This window comes from Staphylococcus pettenkoferi (assembly GCF_002902685.1).
In the GTDB taxonomy this organism is placed as follows: domain Bacteria; phylum Bacillota; class Bacilli; order Staphylococcales; family Staphylococcaceae; genus Staphylococcus; species Staphylococcus pettenkoferi.
In genome coordinates, this window is the sequence record NZ_PPRN01000028.1 from 1 (window position 1) to 16,656 (window position 16,656).

At 38.9% G+C, this 16,656-nt stretch carries 16 protein-coding genes and 1 other RNA gene; 2 read left to right on the plus strand and 15 right to left on the minus strand.

Going from position 1 to position 16,656, the window contains the following annotated elements; genetic code table 11:
* From rarD to CD126_RS05685, 6 genes are all read right to left on the minus strand, one after another.
* Positions 1-881, minus strand: an 881-nt coding sequence (gene rarD / locus CD126_RS05660) for an EamA family transporter RarD (protein WP_103370167.1), incomplete at its 3' end; no start/stop codon positions are given.
* 20 nt (positions 882-901) lie between these two features.
* A complete protein-coding gene (locus CD126_RS05665) occupies positions 902-2,026 on the minus strand; it encodes a THUMP domain-containing class I SAM-dependent RNA methyltransferase (protein ID WP_049406056.1) in 1,125 nt (374 codons plus the stop codon).
* Positions 2,027-2,161: 135 nt separating this feature from the next.
* Positions 2,162-2,538, minus strand: an RNA gene (gene rnpB, locus CD126_RS05670) — RNase P RNA component class B.
* A 156-nt stretch (positions 2,539-2,694) separates the two neighbouring features.
* Positions 2,695-3,030 (minus strand): cell division regulator GpsB, encoded by a 336-nt coding sequence (gpsB, locus tag CD126_RS05675; protein WP_002472140.1) that lies wholly within the window; start codon positions 3,028-3,030, stop codon positions 2,695-2,697.
* Between the two features lie 316 nt (positions 3,031-3,346).
* Positions 3,347-3,907, minus strand: coding sequence for an SLOG family protein (locus tag CD126_RS05680; protein ID WP_049406054.1), 561 nt, complete (start codon positions 3,905-3,907; stop codon positions 3,347-3,349).
* Positions 3,900-4,244, minus strand: coding sequence for a DUF1798 family protein (locus tag CD126_RS05685; RefSeq protein ID WP_103370168.1), 345 nt, complete (start codon positions 4,242-4,244; stop codon positions 3,900-3,902). Before CD126_RS05685 ends, CD126_RS05680 begins: the two co-directional genes overlap by 8 nt.
* Positions 4,245-4,558: 314 nt before the next feature.
* Here CD126_RS05685 and recU point away from each other — a divergent pair, with 314 nt between their 5' ends.
* Positions 4,559-5,185 (plus strand): Holliday junction resolvase RecU, encoded by a 627-nt coding sequence (gene recU / locus CD126_RS05690; protein WP_002472148.1) that lies wholly within the window; start codon positions 4,559-4,561, stop codon positions 5,183-5,185.
* The gene (locus CD126_RS05695; RefSeq protein WP_049406051.1) at positions 5,182-7,470 is read left to right on the plus strand and encodes a transglycosylase domain-containing protein; all 2,289 of its coding nucleotides are present in this window, start codon (positions 5,182-5,184) and stop codon (positions 7,468-7,470) included. Before recU ends, CD126_RS05695 begins: the two co-directional genes overlap by 4 nt.
* A gap of 119 nt (positions 7,471-7,589) precedes the next feature.
* On the opposite strand, the gene CD126_RS05700 is transcribed toward CD126_RS05695, so the two are convergent.
* The 9 genes from CD126_RS05700 to CD126_RS05740 form a co-directional block, all read right to left on the minus strand.
* Positions 7,590-7,925: a YpoC family protein gene (locus CD126_RS05700; RefSeq protein ID WP_049405168.1), complete on the minus strand. Its 336-nt coding sequence runs from the start codon at positions 7,923-7,925 to the stop codon at positions 7,590-7,592.
* 3 nt (positions 7,926-7,928) lie between these two features.
* Positions 7,929-8,591, minus strand: a complete 663-nt coding sequence (gene nth, locus CD126_RS05705) for an endonuclease III (protein ID WP_049405169.1) — start codon at positions 8,589-8,591, stop codon at positions 7,929-7,931.
* Positions 8,581-9,267, minus strand: coding sequence for a DnaD domain-containing protein (locus tag CD126_RS05710; protein WP_049405172.1), 687 nt, complete (start codon positions 9,265-9,267; stop codon positions 8,581-8,583). Before CD126_RS05710 ends, nth begins: the two co-directional genes overlap by 11 nt.
* Before the next feature lie 44 nt (positions 9,268-9,311).
* On the minus strand, positions 9,312-11,999 hold the full coding sequence (locus CD126_RS05715; protein ID WP_049405173.1) for a helicase C-terminal domain-containing protein: 2,688 nt from the start codon (positions 11,997-11,999) through the stop codon (positions 9,312-9,314).
* A gap of 21 nt (positions 12,000-12,020) precedes the next feature.
* On the minus strand, positions 12,021-12,992 hold the full coding sequence (locus CD126_RS05720) for a biotin--[acetyl-CoA-carboxylase] ligase (RefSeq protein WP_103370169.1): 972 nt from the start codon (positions 12,990-12,992) through the stop codon (positions 12,021-12,023).
* On the minus strand, positions 12,976-14,181 hold the full coding sequence (locus tag CD126_RS05725; protein ID WP_103370170.1) for a CCA tRNA nucleotidyltransferase: 1,206 nt from the start codon (positions 14,179-14,181) through the stop codon (positions 12,976-12,978). The genes CD126_RS05720 and CD126_RS05725 overlap by 17 nt, the downstream gene beginning before the upstream one ends.
* Complete coding sequence (gene bshA / locus CD126_RS05730; protein ID WP_103370171.1) at positions 14,174-15,307, minus strand: N-acetyl-alpha-D-glucosaminyl L-malate synthase BshA; 1,134 nt, start codon at positions 15,305-15,307, stop codon at positions 14,174-14,176. Before bshA ends, CD126_RS05725 begins: the two co-directional genes overlap by 8 nt.
* 39 nt (positions 15,308-15,346) lie before the next feature.
* Positions 15,347-15,664, minus strand: a complete 318-nt coding sequence (locus CD126_RS05735; RefSeq protein ID WP_002472157.1) for a nucleotide pyrophosphohydrolase — start codon at positions 15,662-15,664, stop codon at positions 15,347-15,349.
* A gap of 291 nt (positions 15,665-15,955) precedes the next feature.
* The gene (locus tag CD126_RS05740; protein ID WP_049405180.1) at positions 15,956-16,654 is read right to left on the minus strand and encodes a zinc metallopeptidase; all 699 of its coding nucleotides are present in this window, start codon (positions 16,652-16,654) and stop codon (positions 15,956-15,958) included.
* Between the last annotated feature and the right edge of the window lie 2 nt (positions 16,655-16,656).

Below are 16,656 nucleotides of genomic sequence, written 5' to 3' on the forward strand. Positions count from 1 at the left end.
AGATGTGTATAAGAGACAGGGGAGATACTGTATACGATAATACCGACCCAGATAAAGACAAAGGTGATGAACTGATGAATATCGAACGGTTCTTTGAACACAAAGATACCGAGTATAAAGATTAACGTTGGACCTACATATTGAATAAATCCTGTTAATGACAACGGGATACGTTGTGCACCTGCAGAGAATAAGATGAGTGGAATTGCTGTTATGGCACCTGAGAATAATAACCAGAATGTTGGCATGTTGAGTCCAGATGTCATATGACCTTGTTGCCAGATCACCCATAAATAAATGAGACCTGCCGGCGCAGTCACGATACATTCGATAGTGATACTACTGATAGCGTTCATCGGTACTACCTTTTTAATCAAGCCGTAAAAGCCAAATGAGAAAGCGAGTAATAAAGATATCAATGGGAACTCGCCGACTTGAATTGTCATGTAAACGACGCCAACGAACGCGAGAATGATGGCTAACCACTCAAACTTATTAAAGCGCTCTTTCAAGAAGATGAGCGCGAGTAAGATGCTCACGAGAGGATTGATATAGTATCCGAGACTCGTTTGTAAGACGTGCCCGTTGTTGACGGCCCAAATAAATGTCCCCCAGTTAATCGTTATCACGTAACCCGCGACGATAATCGCTATGAGTTGTATAGGATGTTTGAAAAGTTGATTCACATCTGAACCGAAATGCGTTTGTTTGGAGACAATCGCAACGATGAGCATGAAAATCATCGATAGGACGATACGAAATGCGAGAATCTCAAAAGGTCCTATACCGTGAATTAAATGCCAATAGAGTGGCAAGATGCCCCATAAAACATAGGCAGATAGTGCAAAGAATATGCCCTTTTTCATTTCGTTATTGTGCATATAGGCCCTCCTTTAAATGATTACTTTTTAGCACCCCAATATTGGTAATATGTGCATTCGATATAACCGTTAAAGAGCTTACGACGCTTTGTAGCTTTACGGTTTACAAGATGTTCGAATTCTTTATTACTCGTTAAGATATAGGCAGAAAGATGTGGATGAGCTTTCATTAGCTTTCCAATGTAACGATACATCGTTTCTACTTCTTCACGATCTCCGATACGTTCACCATAGGGTGGATTACCTATTAAAGCGACGGGGTCGTCATGATCGATAGATAGCGTGTTAACATCTTTAACTTTGAATTGAATAATTTCAGAAAGCCCCACTTCTTCTGCATTTCGCTTAGCGATTTCGACCATTTCTGGATCGATATCATAAGCATACACTTCAACTTCTCTATCGTAATCTGCAGCTTGATCTGCTTCAGCCCTGAGTTTGTCGTACATATCGTCAGGCATAAATTCCCACGATTCAGAGACAAATTCACGATTGAAGCCTGGTGCAATATTTTGAGCAATCAAGCATGCTTCAATTGCAATAGTTCCCGAACCGCAGAATGGGTCGATGAGAGGTGTTGAACCTGTCCAGTTCGCGAGTTTCACTAGACTTGCAGCTAACGTTTCTTTCAGTGGCGCTTCACCTTGCGCGACACGATAACCTCTTTTATTCAAGCCTGAACCAGAAGTATCGACCGTGAGTAAGGCTTCATCTTTCAACAAAGCGACTTCAATAGGATATTTAGAACCTGTTTCATCGATCCAGCCTTTAATATTAAATGCTTGCTTTAAACGTTCTACGATAGCCTTTTTAACTATCGCCTGGCAATCTGGAACACTGTGCAATGTAGACTTCACACTACGACCTTGTACCGGGAATTGACCGCCCTCTTCGATGATCGTTTCCCAAGGTAATGCCTTAGTAGCTTCAAATAAATCTTCGAATGTGGTAGCTTTAAAACGCCCTACGACAAGTTTGATACGATCGGCAGTACGCAACCATAAATTGCACTTCGCGATCGCTTCTTCATCACCTTCAAAGAATATACGTCCGTTCTCCACTGTCGTCTCATAACCTAAATCTTGAATTTCGCGTGCGACGATAGCTTCAAGACCCATCGGACAGACTGCTAATAATTGGTACATGATTTCGCTCCTTTATCTCTTCTTGTATAGTTATATTATCAAATGTGACGGGGATTGAATATGCGATAATAGCTATTCTTATATGTAAAAAAGCTCTCCTGAGCATACAGGAGAGCGATCAACTAGTGATGGTATTTATATAAGCCATGTTCTGTACCATCGTACTGCTACGTGCACTAGTTACACTTGTACTCCGGTGGTAATCATCTGTCTGAGATGAGTATATGACTCATCTCCTCGTTAATACGTTGAATTCCGCTTAACAAGTGCTCCTACCAAATTTGGATTGCTCACTCGAGGGGTTTACCGCGTTCCACCTTTTGTGTTTCCACAAAAGCTACGTCACTGTGGCACTTTCAAACTATTCTAATCTTATCTGTCGACTTAGATTATTTCGTTGCCGTCAATTATTTGCCTTGACTTATGATTTCATCAAGCACGAACACTACAGTCGTCTCAGACTGTGTGAGCATGGACTTTCCTCTATATTGCTATAGCGATTACCCTAAATACCATCTTTCAAATTATACCATTTCACTGGGTCACTCACAATAGACATACATCAATCAGATAAAATGCGAGTCTACGACAATCACTAGATTTGATTGCACTTAGACTCGCGTTTATGCATGTTTTACTGTACGTAACTAACCTGGTTCACATAAGTATTATTTCTTTTGTCCAAAGACTGCTTTTTCTAAATTAGATAAACGTTTAAGAATATCCACGTTGTTATTGCCACTATTTGAAGAGAAACTTTTATTCTCTTGTGGACGTGAAGTAGCAACGCGTAAACGTAATTCTTCAAGTTCTTTCTTTAGTTTATGATTTTCTTCTGAAAGTTTAACGACTTCACTATTAAGATCAGACATTTTTTGATAATCAGCGATGATATCGTCTAAGAAAGCATCCACTTCCTCACGACGATAACCACGTGTCATTGTTTTTTCGAAGTCCTTTTCATAAATATCCTTTGCAGTAAGCTTTAAAGATACATCTGACATATCTCTCACCTCATTTATAATATTCATCAAAAAATTAGGACACCTTGTTATCTATTTCTCATTTATATAGCTTTACTTTAGCGAGATCTTCTCACGCGAAATGTCAATATACATCGAATAAAGATGATGTAGAGTTGAACGTTCCACGTATGCTTTCATGCATGTCGCTAAATAGGTGTGTCCTAATATTAAATTGCATATAACATTATATTACCCATTCACTTTTAAAGTATGCTTGTCCTCATACCTTATCTTTATCACATAATCGAGCCATGCAATGGAATCGACGACCTTTCTGCTACGGTCTATTCCACTGTTAAAAATCGCTTTGTTCCCATTGCAAATCGTTCACGAACTCGCTCAAATCGTCGAGTGTAACAATGTTACAAGTATAATTCGTTTTATCCATAAAATCAACTAACTTCTTCTTGAAAAACTTTGGTGTGGCCTCTCTCTCATCATCATAAACTAGAAGTGTCATGTCTGTGTGATCTAACATGAACTGATCTGTGCGTTGAAACTGATATGGGCCTTGGTATCCCTCATGAAACACGCTATCGACGAAATCTGCTTGTTCAGTGATTTGCATGTACTTGAGTTGATTCGTCTCATTCCAACGCTCGGTATGGTGTTCAAATGGCGTGACAATACCGAGTTTCACCTCTGGGTACGTCTCTTTAAGTTGGATGACTGTTTCGGCTGCCCAGAGCTCAATTCCCATTTGACCTTGAATCAATACCCACTCTAAACCTTCCTCTATCAACGCAGTTAGACGACGTTCAAGGAATGCTTTAATGTAATAAATTGCCGGATCGTCATCTTTGAAGATGCCTAGTTCGAATGATTTATATCCTGTTACGTAAATCGTCTTAATCATTGCATTCACCATTTCGTTTAATTTGATTTAAATCATAGCGCACGGCCTTTAATTTCTCATTAAAGAGTTTGCGGCTTGTTCGTGCGAAGTGACACTCTACTGACAAGTCTTGAAGATTTGAAATGAGTAAAGAGAATTTGGATTCATTAAAGTAATTCACCTTCTGAGTAATTACATTTTGATACGTTTTTAAGTCTGCTATGAGTGCATCAATATGTTCAGCGTACGGTAACACTATACTATAGAATGAATCCTCTTCCTGCTCATGTTTCACTGTATTGAAACGCTGTTCCATGTATTGGAGTTCATCAAGAAATTGATTGATGAGTTCGTACAATTAAATCACCTACTTCATTTAATTTATCACATTCCTCAGTTCCACGTCATGTCGCACTCTAGGCCGAGATGTATTTGTTTAAAGTTGATTTTAAAGGTAAAATAATGAGAGGAGATGCGTCGCAACAACCTGAGAATGCTCAACCTAAGACATGATTCATCTCAAATATAGTTAATTTAAACTCACCATTGAATTACAGAGATAGCGTAAGCATCGTCCTTGTTAAGTGTGGTATGGCGAGATGATTTGGAAAACACGCATTTTTAATGTATAATAAGTAAAGTTTTGATTAACTATTAAAAGTGGTGACAATGATGAATTATCCAAATGGGAAGCCATTTTTGAGAAATAAGACTCAAGACGGACGTTCTAAGCCTAAGCAACATAGTAACATTGACTATGGTGGCCGAGGTATGACGCTTGAGAAGGATATTGAACGTTCGAACAAATACTATTTGCGTGAAGGTCGTGCGGTAATACATAAGAAACCGACGCCCGTTCAAATTGTCAATGTTCATTATCCTAAGCGTAGTAAGGCTGTGATTAACGAAGCTTATTTCAGAACACCGTCAACCACAGATTACAATGGAATCTATAAAGGTTATTATATTGACTTTGAAGCGAAAGAGACAAAGAACAAGACTTCCTTTCCATTAAGTAATATTCACGACCACCAAGTTGATCATATGCAGGCGTGTTATTTACAACATGGTCTGGTGTTTTTACTCATTCGTTTTAAGACGCTTAACGAGGTCTATCTCCTACCTTTCTCGAAGTTCAAATACTTCTGGGAGAGATATAAAAATGGAGTGAAAAAGTCGATTAAGGTTGAAGAAATGCGTGAAAATAGTTACTATATTCCGTATCAGTATCAACCGAGATTGAATTACCTCGAAGCTGTAGATAAGTTGATATTAGATGAAAGTGAGGACCGCGTATGACGGAAAAGAAAGGGACTTCTCAATCTAATAAGAACAATGGGAAGTCCAATCAAAAAAAGAATAGAAACATCAAGAGAACGATTATCAAGATTATCGGCTTTATCATCATCGCGTTTATCATCCTAGCACTCGTAGGTATCTTGCTTTTTGCTTACTATGCATGGAAAGCACCTGCTTTTACCGAATCGAAACTGCAAGATGATATCCCAGCGAAGATTTATGATAAAGATGGCAATCTGATGAAGACCTTGGATAATGGTCAGCGTCGTGCACACGTGAAGTTGAATGATGTTCCAGAGAACATGCGTAACGCTGTTCTGGCAACAGAAGATAACAGCTTCTACAAACATGGTGCGATCGACTATAAACGTTTCGTCAAAGCGGCGTTAAGTAACGTCACTGGTGGCTTTGGTGCCCAAGGTGGTTCCAGCTTAACGCAACAGGTTGTGAAACGTTCCTTCTTAACTGATAAGAAGACAATTGGTCGTAAAGCGCAAGAGGCATACCTATCCTATCGTCTTGAACAAGAGTACAGTAAAGATGAAATCTTCGAAATGTACTTGAACAAGATTTACTACTCTGATGGTGTAACTGGTATCAAAGCAGCAGCTAAATACTACTTCAACAAAGACTTGAAGGACTTAAACTTAGCTGAAGAAGCTTACCTCGCAGGTTTACCACAAGTTCCAAACTCTAACAATATTTACGATCATCCTAAACAAGCGGAACATCGTAAAGACGTTGTGCTATATCTCATGGCTCGTCACCATAGAATTTCTGATAAAGAGAAGAAAGAAGCACAAGAAACGTCACTACAGAAGAACTTGGTTAAACGTAGTGCAGAGGATCGTCAAGTTAAAGACGAAGATAAGAATCCAGAGTATGCTTCATACATCAACTTTGTGAAATCTGAGTTAATGAACAACAAAGAATTCAAAGGTAAAAACCTCGGTGATGTATTAAACAGTGGCGTTAAGATCTATACAAACATGGATGCCGACGTACAGAAATCGTTACAGAACCGTATTGATAACGGTAATTACTACAAGAACGATGACCAACAAGTTGGTTCTTCTATCGTAGACAGCCAATCTGGTGCCCTAGTCGCTATTTCAGGTGGACGTCATTTCAAAGATATCGTTGATCGTAACCAAGCGACAGATGCTCACCCTACTGGTTCATCACTTAAGCCATTCTTAGCTTACGGACCAGCAATTGAAAACATGCAATGGGCAACAAATCACGGTATCCAAGACGAATCTTCTTATCAAGTGGATGGTACGACATTCCGAAACTATGACACGAATGGTCACGGTCTCGTGAAGATGTATGACGCATTACGTCAAAGTTTCAACATCCCAGCGCTTAAAGCTTGGCAACAAACGAAAGAGAATGCCGGTGAAAGTGCTCCGAAAGATTTTGCATCTAAAGTCGGACTTGATTATGAGAAGAATCCAACTGCGCCAGACGTTCTTGGTGGTGCGTCTTCAGAATTCTCACCTACTCAATTAGCTTCTGCATTCGCAGCATTAGCTAATGGCGGTGAATACAACAACGCACACTCAATCAAGAAAGTCGTTAAGCAGAATGGTGATACGATCGAATACGACCATACAAGTCATAAAGCAATGCAAGACTACACGTCTTACATGTTAGCTGAAATGCTGAAAGGTACATTCGAAGCATACGGTTCAGCTTACAATCATGGTGTAGACGGTGTTAACCTTGCTGCTAAGACAGGTACAAACAACTACGACCCTAATATTCAAGCGAAATATGGTTTACCAGATAACGCAGCACCTGATACTTGGATTAACGGTTTCACTCCAAAATACAGCATGTCTGTATGGATGGGCTTCAATAAAATTAAACAAGGTGGTACGAACTCATTCGTTGGTCACAGTGAGCAAGAATATCCACAATTCCTCTTACGTGATGTTATGAGTGACATTTCACCTAAAGATGGCAAAGACTTTAAGAAACCTAGCTCTGTATCTGGTGACTCTAAAGATAGCCTTTCTGTTGCAAACCATCCTGACGGTAATACAACTAGTCAGAAACCAAACGGCCAAGGTAGCAGTAGTTCTAGTAGCAATAGTAATTCTAGCAACTCAAGCAGCTCTAATAGCTCAAATAGCTCTAATCGCCAAGGTCAACAACAGACAGGTCAGCAACAACAAGGTAATCAACAACAGACAGGTCAACAAACTGGTAACAACGGTGGCAATGCACTAACAAGATTGTTCCATTTAAATTCAGTCTTTGATTTCTTCAAAGCATCATAATTAAATGAGAGCATAATAAATACCCTTCAGTTAATTCTTAATTGAAATAACTGAAGGGTTATTTTTTAGTTTGTGAACTTTTTCTATTAAGCTACTTAACTTCAAATTACATAAGCATGCTATTCTTTTTTCTCTCTCTTGCGACGAATTTGATACGACGCATTCATTTTGATGAGCTCATCTTTCATCGTCTTCATTTGACGATAACCCATAAAGTGGTATTTACGCATTTGAATATAATCATAACGTTCTTTGAAGTTCATAGGAACGACAGGATAATCCTCTAAGTGGTCAAAGTCGATAGCGTCGACCTCATTAATCATTTTAAAAAACGACAGGATTAACTCTAAATACTGATCTAAATATTGTTGAGCTTCAGAAGATTTCAGTTGTTTCTGTTTTACGTAGGGGTCGATTTGCGCTTCAAGTTGTTCGAAGTCCGCTTTCTTAATCATACTTTATTTCGCCTCTCTTAACTTCGCTTTATAGCGTTTCTGCCCTTCTCTACAATCATCAAATAAAGGACATACATCACATTTGGGTGTACGAGCAAGACAGTGATAGCGACCAAAGAAGATGAGTTGATGATGCGTGCGATTCCAACGTTCACGCGGCACGACTTTACAGAGTTTCTCTTCAACTTGGCGCACATTATCTTTCCAACGACAAATACCAAGACGTTTAGAGACACGTTCAACGTGTGTATCCACGGCTAAGGAAGGTTCGTCGAAGGCAACACTCATCACGACATTGGCTGTCTTACGCCCCACACCGGCAAGACTTTCGAGCTCTTTATGAGTTCGCGGGATCTCCCCATTAAACTTATCAAGAAGCGAACGACATAGCTTTTGAATGTTTTTCGCTTTGTTGCGATAAAGTCCAATAGTACGAATATCATTCTCTAACTCTTCTTGAGGCACTTGTAAGAAATCCTCAGCTGTATGATACTTTTGGAATAACTTTGCTGTGACTTTATTCACGGAATTATCTGTCGTTTGAGCTGAAAGGAGAACTGCAATCGTCAGCTGAAATGGATTGTCATGTTTCAGTTCGCATTCAGCATTAGGAAACATGTCGCTAATGACATCTATCATTTGTAACGCTTTCTTATTACTTACCATCTTTACTCTCTCCATTTAACCAATCAAACTTCGGTATTTTTTTAACTTTGTGGGTCATTTGAGGCTGTCGATACTGTTGACTCACCTTTTTAGATTCTTCCACAGTCTTAACATCTTTCTTCTTCCAATTGAGTAATATGCGATCCATATATTTGAAACTGAGCTTATCATGACTCTCAGCCTCATTTAACGCTGCTTGAATAATTTCTAAATTGTGTTGATCAATATCTATCCACTGATTCAGCGTCTCGATTTCATAAGGAGATAATGGACGTCCAAAGGCTTGTTCAATTCGTTGAAAGAGCGTATTAAATTGCAATTTCGCTTCATCTTCAGCTTGAGTAAGTTGCGTGGCTTCGATCACCTGACTGAGCTTATCGTAAAATGGATCGAGATTCATATACTCTGTGAACTTACCCTCTTCATTTTTATTTACGTTTAACTCAAGAAGTTCGCATTGTATTAAGCGTTGAATAATAGCCGTGATTTCTCTAGCAGCTAAAGTAGTACCTTGTTGTAAGACTTCGATTGAAGGTTGCTTATTTGACGTTTCAGCAGCGTACAATAACTTAATGAGTATGACGAAATCCGTTTCATTGATACCTAACTCGTTGTAATGATCTAACAATGCTTTGTGTATCACAACAGGACGCTCTCTTAATTGGTACTTATCCACGTTTATCTCCCTCCTTTCTCGGCGCACTATTTATCTTAAAGTTATTATTTATTCCTTAACTTTGATAGAATTTTTTCAAACTGTTTAATATTGCCCTGACGTTGATGGTAGCTTTCTAACGCCTGTGTGAAGAATTTACGATAGTTGCTCGTTGTTAAGCGATTATCGAACGATACGATAATACCTTGATCATCTTCACTACGGATCAAGCGGCCTAAACCTTGTCTAAAACGCGTTACTGCATCAGGCAGAATGTAGTCTTTAAATGGTGAGTCAAATTCAGATTGCATTAACCAATAACGCGTGCTGTGTTGATTCATGAATGGTAGTTTGGCAATCATCACACATTTTACCCCGTTCGCTTGAAAGTCAAATCCTTCAAAGAACGTATTTGTGCCAAGTAAGATCGCTTTGTCAAAGCTGTTGAACTGCTGTACCACTTTGTAGTTCTGATTCTGCTGTTGAGTGAGCAGAATGTAGTCCTCAAATTCTGGTAAATCATAGAGCATTTCGTAAACCGCATACATCATACGATAGCTGGTGAATAGTATGAGACACTTAGATTCTACTTGTGTGACATAAGACACGATGTAGTTAATCATGGAGTGAATATAATCTTCAGTACTTTGAGGATTATAGCTTGCTACATCATTGGGTATGAAGACAGTCGGACGTTTCTTCGAAGACAACGCAGGTGCGTCTATTTCATAGCTTTTCATCGGTTTGTCTGTATTAAACCACTGTTGAAAATGCTTAAACGAATGATTAAATGTCAGTGTACCAGATATAAATGTTAAAGCTTTAAATTTATCAAGAACTTGAGATTTCAAGATATCTTTCACTGCAAAGTCTTTAACATGCAGCTGAATTGTTGATTTTTCATATTTATTTTTAAGCGACAGATAACAAGTGTGTTGATCTTTCAAACTTTGATAAATCGCTTTAAATTGATCGTTAATATACAGAAGTTGTTTACGGAAGTTCTTAATGATCTTATGACTCATGCCGTTAAAATATTCTAGAGTCATATTCAGTTTATGAATGATGAGCTTAATCTTCTCTTGAATTGACTCTGTATCAAATTCATAAACGAAGTGCAGTTTCTGTGTTTCATCGTCATACATGTGCTCTGGAAGTATCGAATTATAGATTTCTGTGAAAAGTGCCTCATTTAACTCATGAAGTTCATTAATATCAGTTTTCAAGCCAAAGACATCAATCGGTGGAATATCTAATTTCTCTAGTATGCGTTGTTGCTCGAGTTGATCCACATCATAAAGCATCTTCTCATTCTCTGTCTTTCCTATTAGACCGAGTTGATACTTCACATCAGCATAACTTAGCGTCGTTGTGACTTGATTTAATGCATACTCAGGTAAGCGGTGTGCTTCGTCGATGATACAATCATCAAAAAGTTGATAAATGGCATTATCTTGAGATGCGTGAATAAGATGAGCATGATTCGTAATACCGATTTGAATATTATGCGCATTACGTTTGATGTAATTGTAATAATGTAAGTCATTTTTAACAGGTACATACGTCTCAATCTTTTGATCAAAGTACATCTTTTGACCACCCTTGAGATTGAGCTCGTGAATATCCCCTGTTTGTGTCTCAGTAACCCAGATGAGAAGTTGCATTTTTAAAATATTCACTTCATAGTTCGTTGACGGTTCTTTTAAAATTTCGCTGATTAAACCAAGAGAAATGTAATCTTTCTTGCTTTTAATCATAGACGCATTAATTTTTAAATTTAGCGCTTCTTTAAGTTTAGGTATATCTTTTTCTAATAATTGATGTTGCAGCAACTTCGTATTTGTAGAAATCATTACATGTTGACCTGTTTCAAAGTTGTACATTAAAGCCGCTAATAAATAAGCGAGGGATTTTCCACTACCGAGTGGCGCTTCAATCATCGCTTTATCGCTATGCATGAGCTGCTCTAAGATGAGCTCTGTTAAATATAATTGTTGAGGTCGATAAGTCAAATCTAAAGCTGCAGTCACTTGTTCATATAACGATTTGAGCGAGTGGATCGCAGGCTTTGAAGGTGCTTTGAAATCCACTTGCTTACGATATAGAACTTGCTCGAATTGCTCAAAGTCTTTGGAAATCGTAGTTTGATTGCTATGACGGACCAAGTTAAAGATGATGTCGTGCAAATCGTATTTGAGATTTTTACTTAAATAATAAATCTGCTTTAACGTATCGACAGGGAGCTGCTCTAGTTTGTGAAATGCAGCAATCATCAGTTGAGCTGTCGTCGTTGCGTCTTCATCCGCACGATGTGCATGCGCCAAGGCGATATTGTGTCTTTCAGCAAGCTCACTTAGTTGATAACTTTTATCTGTAGGAAAAGCAATCTTGAATAGTTCAAGTGTATCCAGCACTTTCTTAGGTTTATAAGTGATATGACAGTCCTTAAAAGCGCGTTGAATAAAGTTCAAGTCAAAGGCAACGTTATGTGCCACGAAGATACAATCTTGCAACTTCGCATGTACCGTTTGAGCTATATCTTTAAAATAAGGTGCTTGATCAATCATTTCTTGTTCAATGGCTGTTAAAGCTTGAATGAAAGGAGGAATCTCAATATTCGTATTGACCATTGAATGATACGTATCGATAATTTCATTATTACGAACGAAAGTGATTCCAATTTGAATAATGGCATCCGTCTCTAGCTGGTTTCCGGTCGTCTCTAAATCGACCACGGCATAGCAAGGTTGCATAGAGTGTCCCTCCTCTCTGTGTTAAAGCTCTATGTCTGCACTCATTAATTTACGTTGTTGGCCTTGTTGATCTTCGATGATTAAGAAACCATCCTGATCAATATCAATTGCTCGTCCATCAATTGTTTCATCATTTTCTGTAAATCTTAAAGATTTATTCCAAATATTTGAAGCTTTGATATATTCTTCTCGAATATCGCTGAAGGGTTGTTTCACAAATTGATTGTAGCGATAATTAATTTGTGTGATTAAACGTTGTAAGAATGCATAGCGATTAATCTTCTCATTCGCGTGTAGGCGCATACTTGTGGCTTTAGTGCTCAACTCGTCCTCAAAATCTTCAGCATGATGGTTCATATTAATCCCAATACCACATATCACAGCTTCAATACCATCATTATTCGCAACCATTTCTGTTAAGAAACCACAGACTTTACGTCCATTGATATAGACATCATTCGGCCATTTTACCGTTACTGGATCGAGTGAGAAAGGTTGAATCGCATCTCTTATACCTAAAGCAATAAATAAATTGAAAGTCGTGATCATTGAGAATGGCACTTGAGGTCTCAAGACGAGTGACATCCATAGTCCTTTCCCTTTCGACGAGTTCCAAGGGCGGTTGAAACGCCCGCGTCCTTTCGTTTGTTCGTCGCTTAACACGAGATAGGAATCATTGTTGCCGACTAACAATTGTTTCGCGAGTAATTGAGTTGAATCGACGGTTGAGTGAACTTCAATGTGGTCGAAGCAATCTTGTTGCTGAATCAATGGAAGTACAATTCCACTATACCATTTGTCTGGTAAATCAATTAAGCGATACCCACGCTGATTGACTGATTCGATGTGGCATCCCTCTTCTTTCAAACGATCAATGACTTTCTTCACAGCTGTACGTGAAATGCTGAGTTGTGTTGCGATATATTGACCGGAGATATATTCTGATTGGTGTACGTATAACATTTGTATAACATCTTTACTGTATTTTGACATGTTGATCCATCCATTCTAATAATGCTTTCTGTTGATTGATGACCTGTTCATTAACTACAGCGAGTTCTAATTCTCTGAGTGCATGTTTCACCCATTTACCACCTTTAAGCTCTGTATGAGACATTAAATCTTTACCTGTTACATCAAGTTCGTTACGTTGGCGAATTGGAAGTTGTTGTGCAATCTCTTCTATCGTTTGCATATTAAATATGAGTGGCGAAGCGGCAGCGATATCGTTGGCTATGAGTGATTCTTGTAAAAGGAAACACATCTTAGCTTCTTTGGCGCCATAATCATAAATATATGTACGAAGTTGTTTCTTCGTAGTTAGTGACGGGAGTGCTTGAATCATAGCTGTTAATTTTGCAACTTCTTTTTTCTCGTCATTACTTATTTTAAGATGTGCAAGCGGTATCTCAAGCGGTTGCTGTACATTCAGTATCGCTAGAAATGTAGTGAATGCTAAAGGTTCAACGACTTGCATCTTGTCCATATCATAATGGTTAAAATAAGGCAGATAATTGAAAGCTTTCATACCTACCATATTGCGATAACCTCTCGACGCTTCATCACCTGATAACAACTTACGTAACTCGACGACCACACGTTCTACAGAAAGATACTCAAGAGATGAACAATTCGCCTTCATTGCAGTATAAGTTGCTTGTTCGATATCAAAACCTAACTGTGCTTGAAAACGCAATACGCGAAGTATACGTAATGCGTCTTCATCAAAACGTTCTTGCGCCTCTCCTACTGTACGAATCAGCTTGTGATGGATATCTGTACGCCCGTTAAAGTAATCATGCAATTGATAATCTGTATCCATCGCAAGTGCATTCATTGTGAAATCACGTCGTTTGACATCTTCGTACAACTCGCGCACGAAATACACTTCACTGGGTCTACGGTGATCAGTGTATTCAGCTTCGGCTCTAAAGGTTGTGATTTCATAATTCTCACCTTGATAAACGACATTTATCGTCCCATGTTCCTTGCCTACAGGAATGGTCTTATCAAATAGTACTTCGACTTCGTCAGGTGTAGCGCTTGTCGTGATATCAATATCATGAATAGGACGCTCCATTAAATAATCACGAACACAGCCACCAACGTAATAAGCTTGGTAGCCGTGATGTTCTAACTGTTCTAAAAGTGGTTTCGCTTGTTCAAATAACGTATTAGTCATAAACTCCCTCGATTAACTGTTGATAATAATGTTCGTATTGATCTGTGATGAGTTCAGAACCGAAGCGCTGTTCGATATCTGCCAACATATTGTGTTGCAGACGTTGATATAACTCTGGATTGTTAAGGAGTTTCAACGCATAACGGCTCGCTGCATCACTGTCACCTACGTCGACGATATAACCAGTTTCGCCATGTTTAATCACTTCTTTGATACCGCCAGCGTTAGATCCTATAGGTACCACACCTGTCTTCATAGCTTCAAGTAAAGTTAAACCGAAGCTTTCTTTCTCACTGAGTAATAATACTAAATCAGCCATTTGATAGAACGCGCTTACCCAGTCTTGCTTACCTAAAAATAGAATGTCATCTTGGAGATTCATCTCATGTGCTTTCGCTTTCATATCCATGAGTTCTGGTCCATCGCCGAGTAAGAGTAATTTAGCTGGTTGCTCTGCTCTGACTTTAGCGAAAGTGTCAATAATCGTATCGATACGCTTTACTTTCCGGAAGTTGGATACATGGATCAGTACTTTTTCATCAGGATGAATATTATAATATGATTTCAACGAATCGTCATGTTTCGTTTCAAATTCCGTTTCTCTAACGAAATTATAGATTGTTACTATGTCTTTATCAGGTTGTACGATATCATAGGTTTGTTGTGCTAAAGCATTGCTGACACTGGTAACGAGATCACTTTGTTCAATACCGAATTTAATGCCGTTTCGCAACGTATGATCATAACCGAGCACGGTGATATCAGTACCGTGTAAGGTGGTCATAATCTTAACATCTTTCTTCTTCGCCATTTGTCTGCCTAATATACCACAAACTGCATGAGGCACAGCATAGTGCATGTGCAGAATATCTAGATCGTATTCATCAATGACCTCAGCGATTTTAGTACTGAGGGTGATATCGTACGGTGCATAGCGAAAGACGGCATACTGATTCACTTCGACCTGATGGAATGTAATATTTGGAAGCGGCTTACGTATTCTAAAAGGTATGTTAGACGTGATGAAATGCACGTCATGGCCTCGTTCGGCAAGTTTAATTCCTAATTCAGTTGCTATAATTCCTGAACCACCCATCGAAGGATAGCATGTGATACCTATCTTCATACGCGGGCCCTCCTTTATCTCTCTTAACGGCTCTACATATTATTTACGTTCAAAACGATTTTTATCACGAGTATTGAATTTCTTCATCGTTTCATCAAAGCTTTGTGTCATATCGATCCCTAGTGAATTGGCGATACATAATAAGACAAACAGGTTATCACCTAGTTCAGCTTCGATCGTATTCTCTTCTTCTGTCGATTTCTTTTTCTTTTCACCATAATAATGATTGATCTCTCTAGCTAACTCTCCAACCTCTTCAGTGAGACGGGCTTGAAGTGCGAGTGGTGAGAAATAACCGGTCTTAAATTGGCTGATATACTCATCCACTTCCTGTTGCATTTCTGACATCGTCTTCATGTAAACTCGCTCCTTGATTTAATACAGATTTCTTATCTAGTATAGCTTAAAACGAGTGTCGATGCATTATTCATGCAATGACTTTAAGGGTATATTAAGGTTCGAAAATATAGGCACTTCAGGTGAGATTGGTTAGTAGGTTTGCATTTTACGAAGAACTATATGTGGAATTTAAAAAAGAAATGTAGATAGAGCACGTCTGAAAATGCGCCGCATTGAACGATAAAAAAGAACCGTCCCAGAACGCTAAGGAACGGGACGGCTCAGTATTCATTGATAAGCTATTTAAGGTTATTCACTATTACGCGCCATTAAGATAAATCTTGCGAGTTCGGCCATAGCTACAGCAGTTGATGCAACGTAAGTCATTGCTGCAGCAGATAGTACTTTCTTCGCGTGCTTGTGCTCTTTCTCATTCACAATGTTCAAGCGTTGAATTTGTTTCATCGCACGATTACTTGCGTCAAATTCAACTGGTAATGTAATCACTGAGAAGAGTACCGCGAGTGAGAACAATGCCACACCGATCCACATTGCTGTTGAACCGAGTGGTGAATGTACAAAGGCAGTTAAAATGATACCAGCAAGGATACATAAATAACCGAAGTTACTACCGATATTCGCAAGTGGTACGAGCGCTGAACGGAATTTTAAGAAGAAATAACCTTCCGCATGTTGAATAGCGTGACCGACTTCGTGGGCCGCAATCGCTGTACCAGCTACTGATGGGCGATCATAGTTCTGTGGAGATAAGACAAGGACTTTCTTACTTGGATCGTAATGGTCAGTTAGGAAGCCTTCTCCTCTCGCAACCTCGACATCATAAATACCACTGGCGTGAAGGATTTCGAGTGCGACTTCACGACCTGTCTTACCACTAGTTGAGCGCACTTGCGCGTATTTTTCGTAGTTCGACTTCACTTTGTGTTGTGCCCATAATGGAATAACCATCAGGACGATAAAGTATATAATCATATAAATAAAAGACAAAA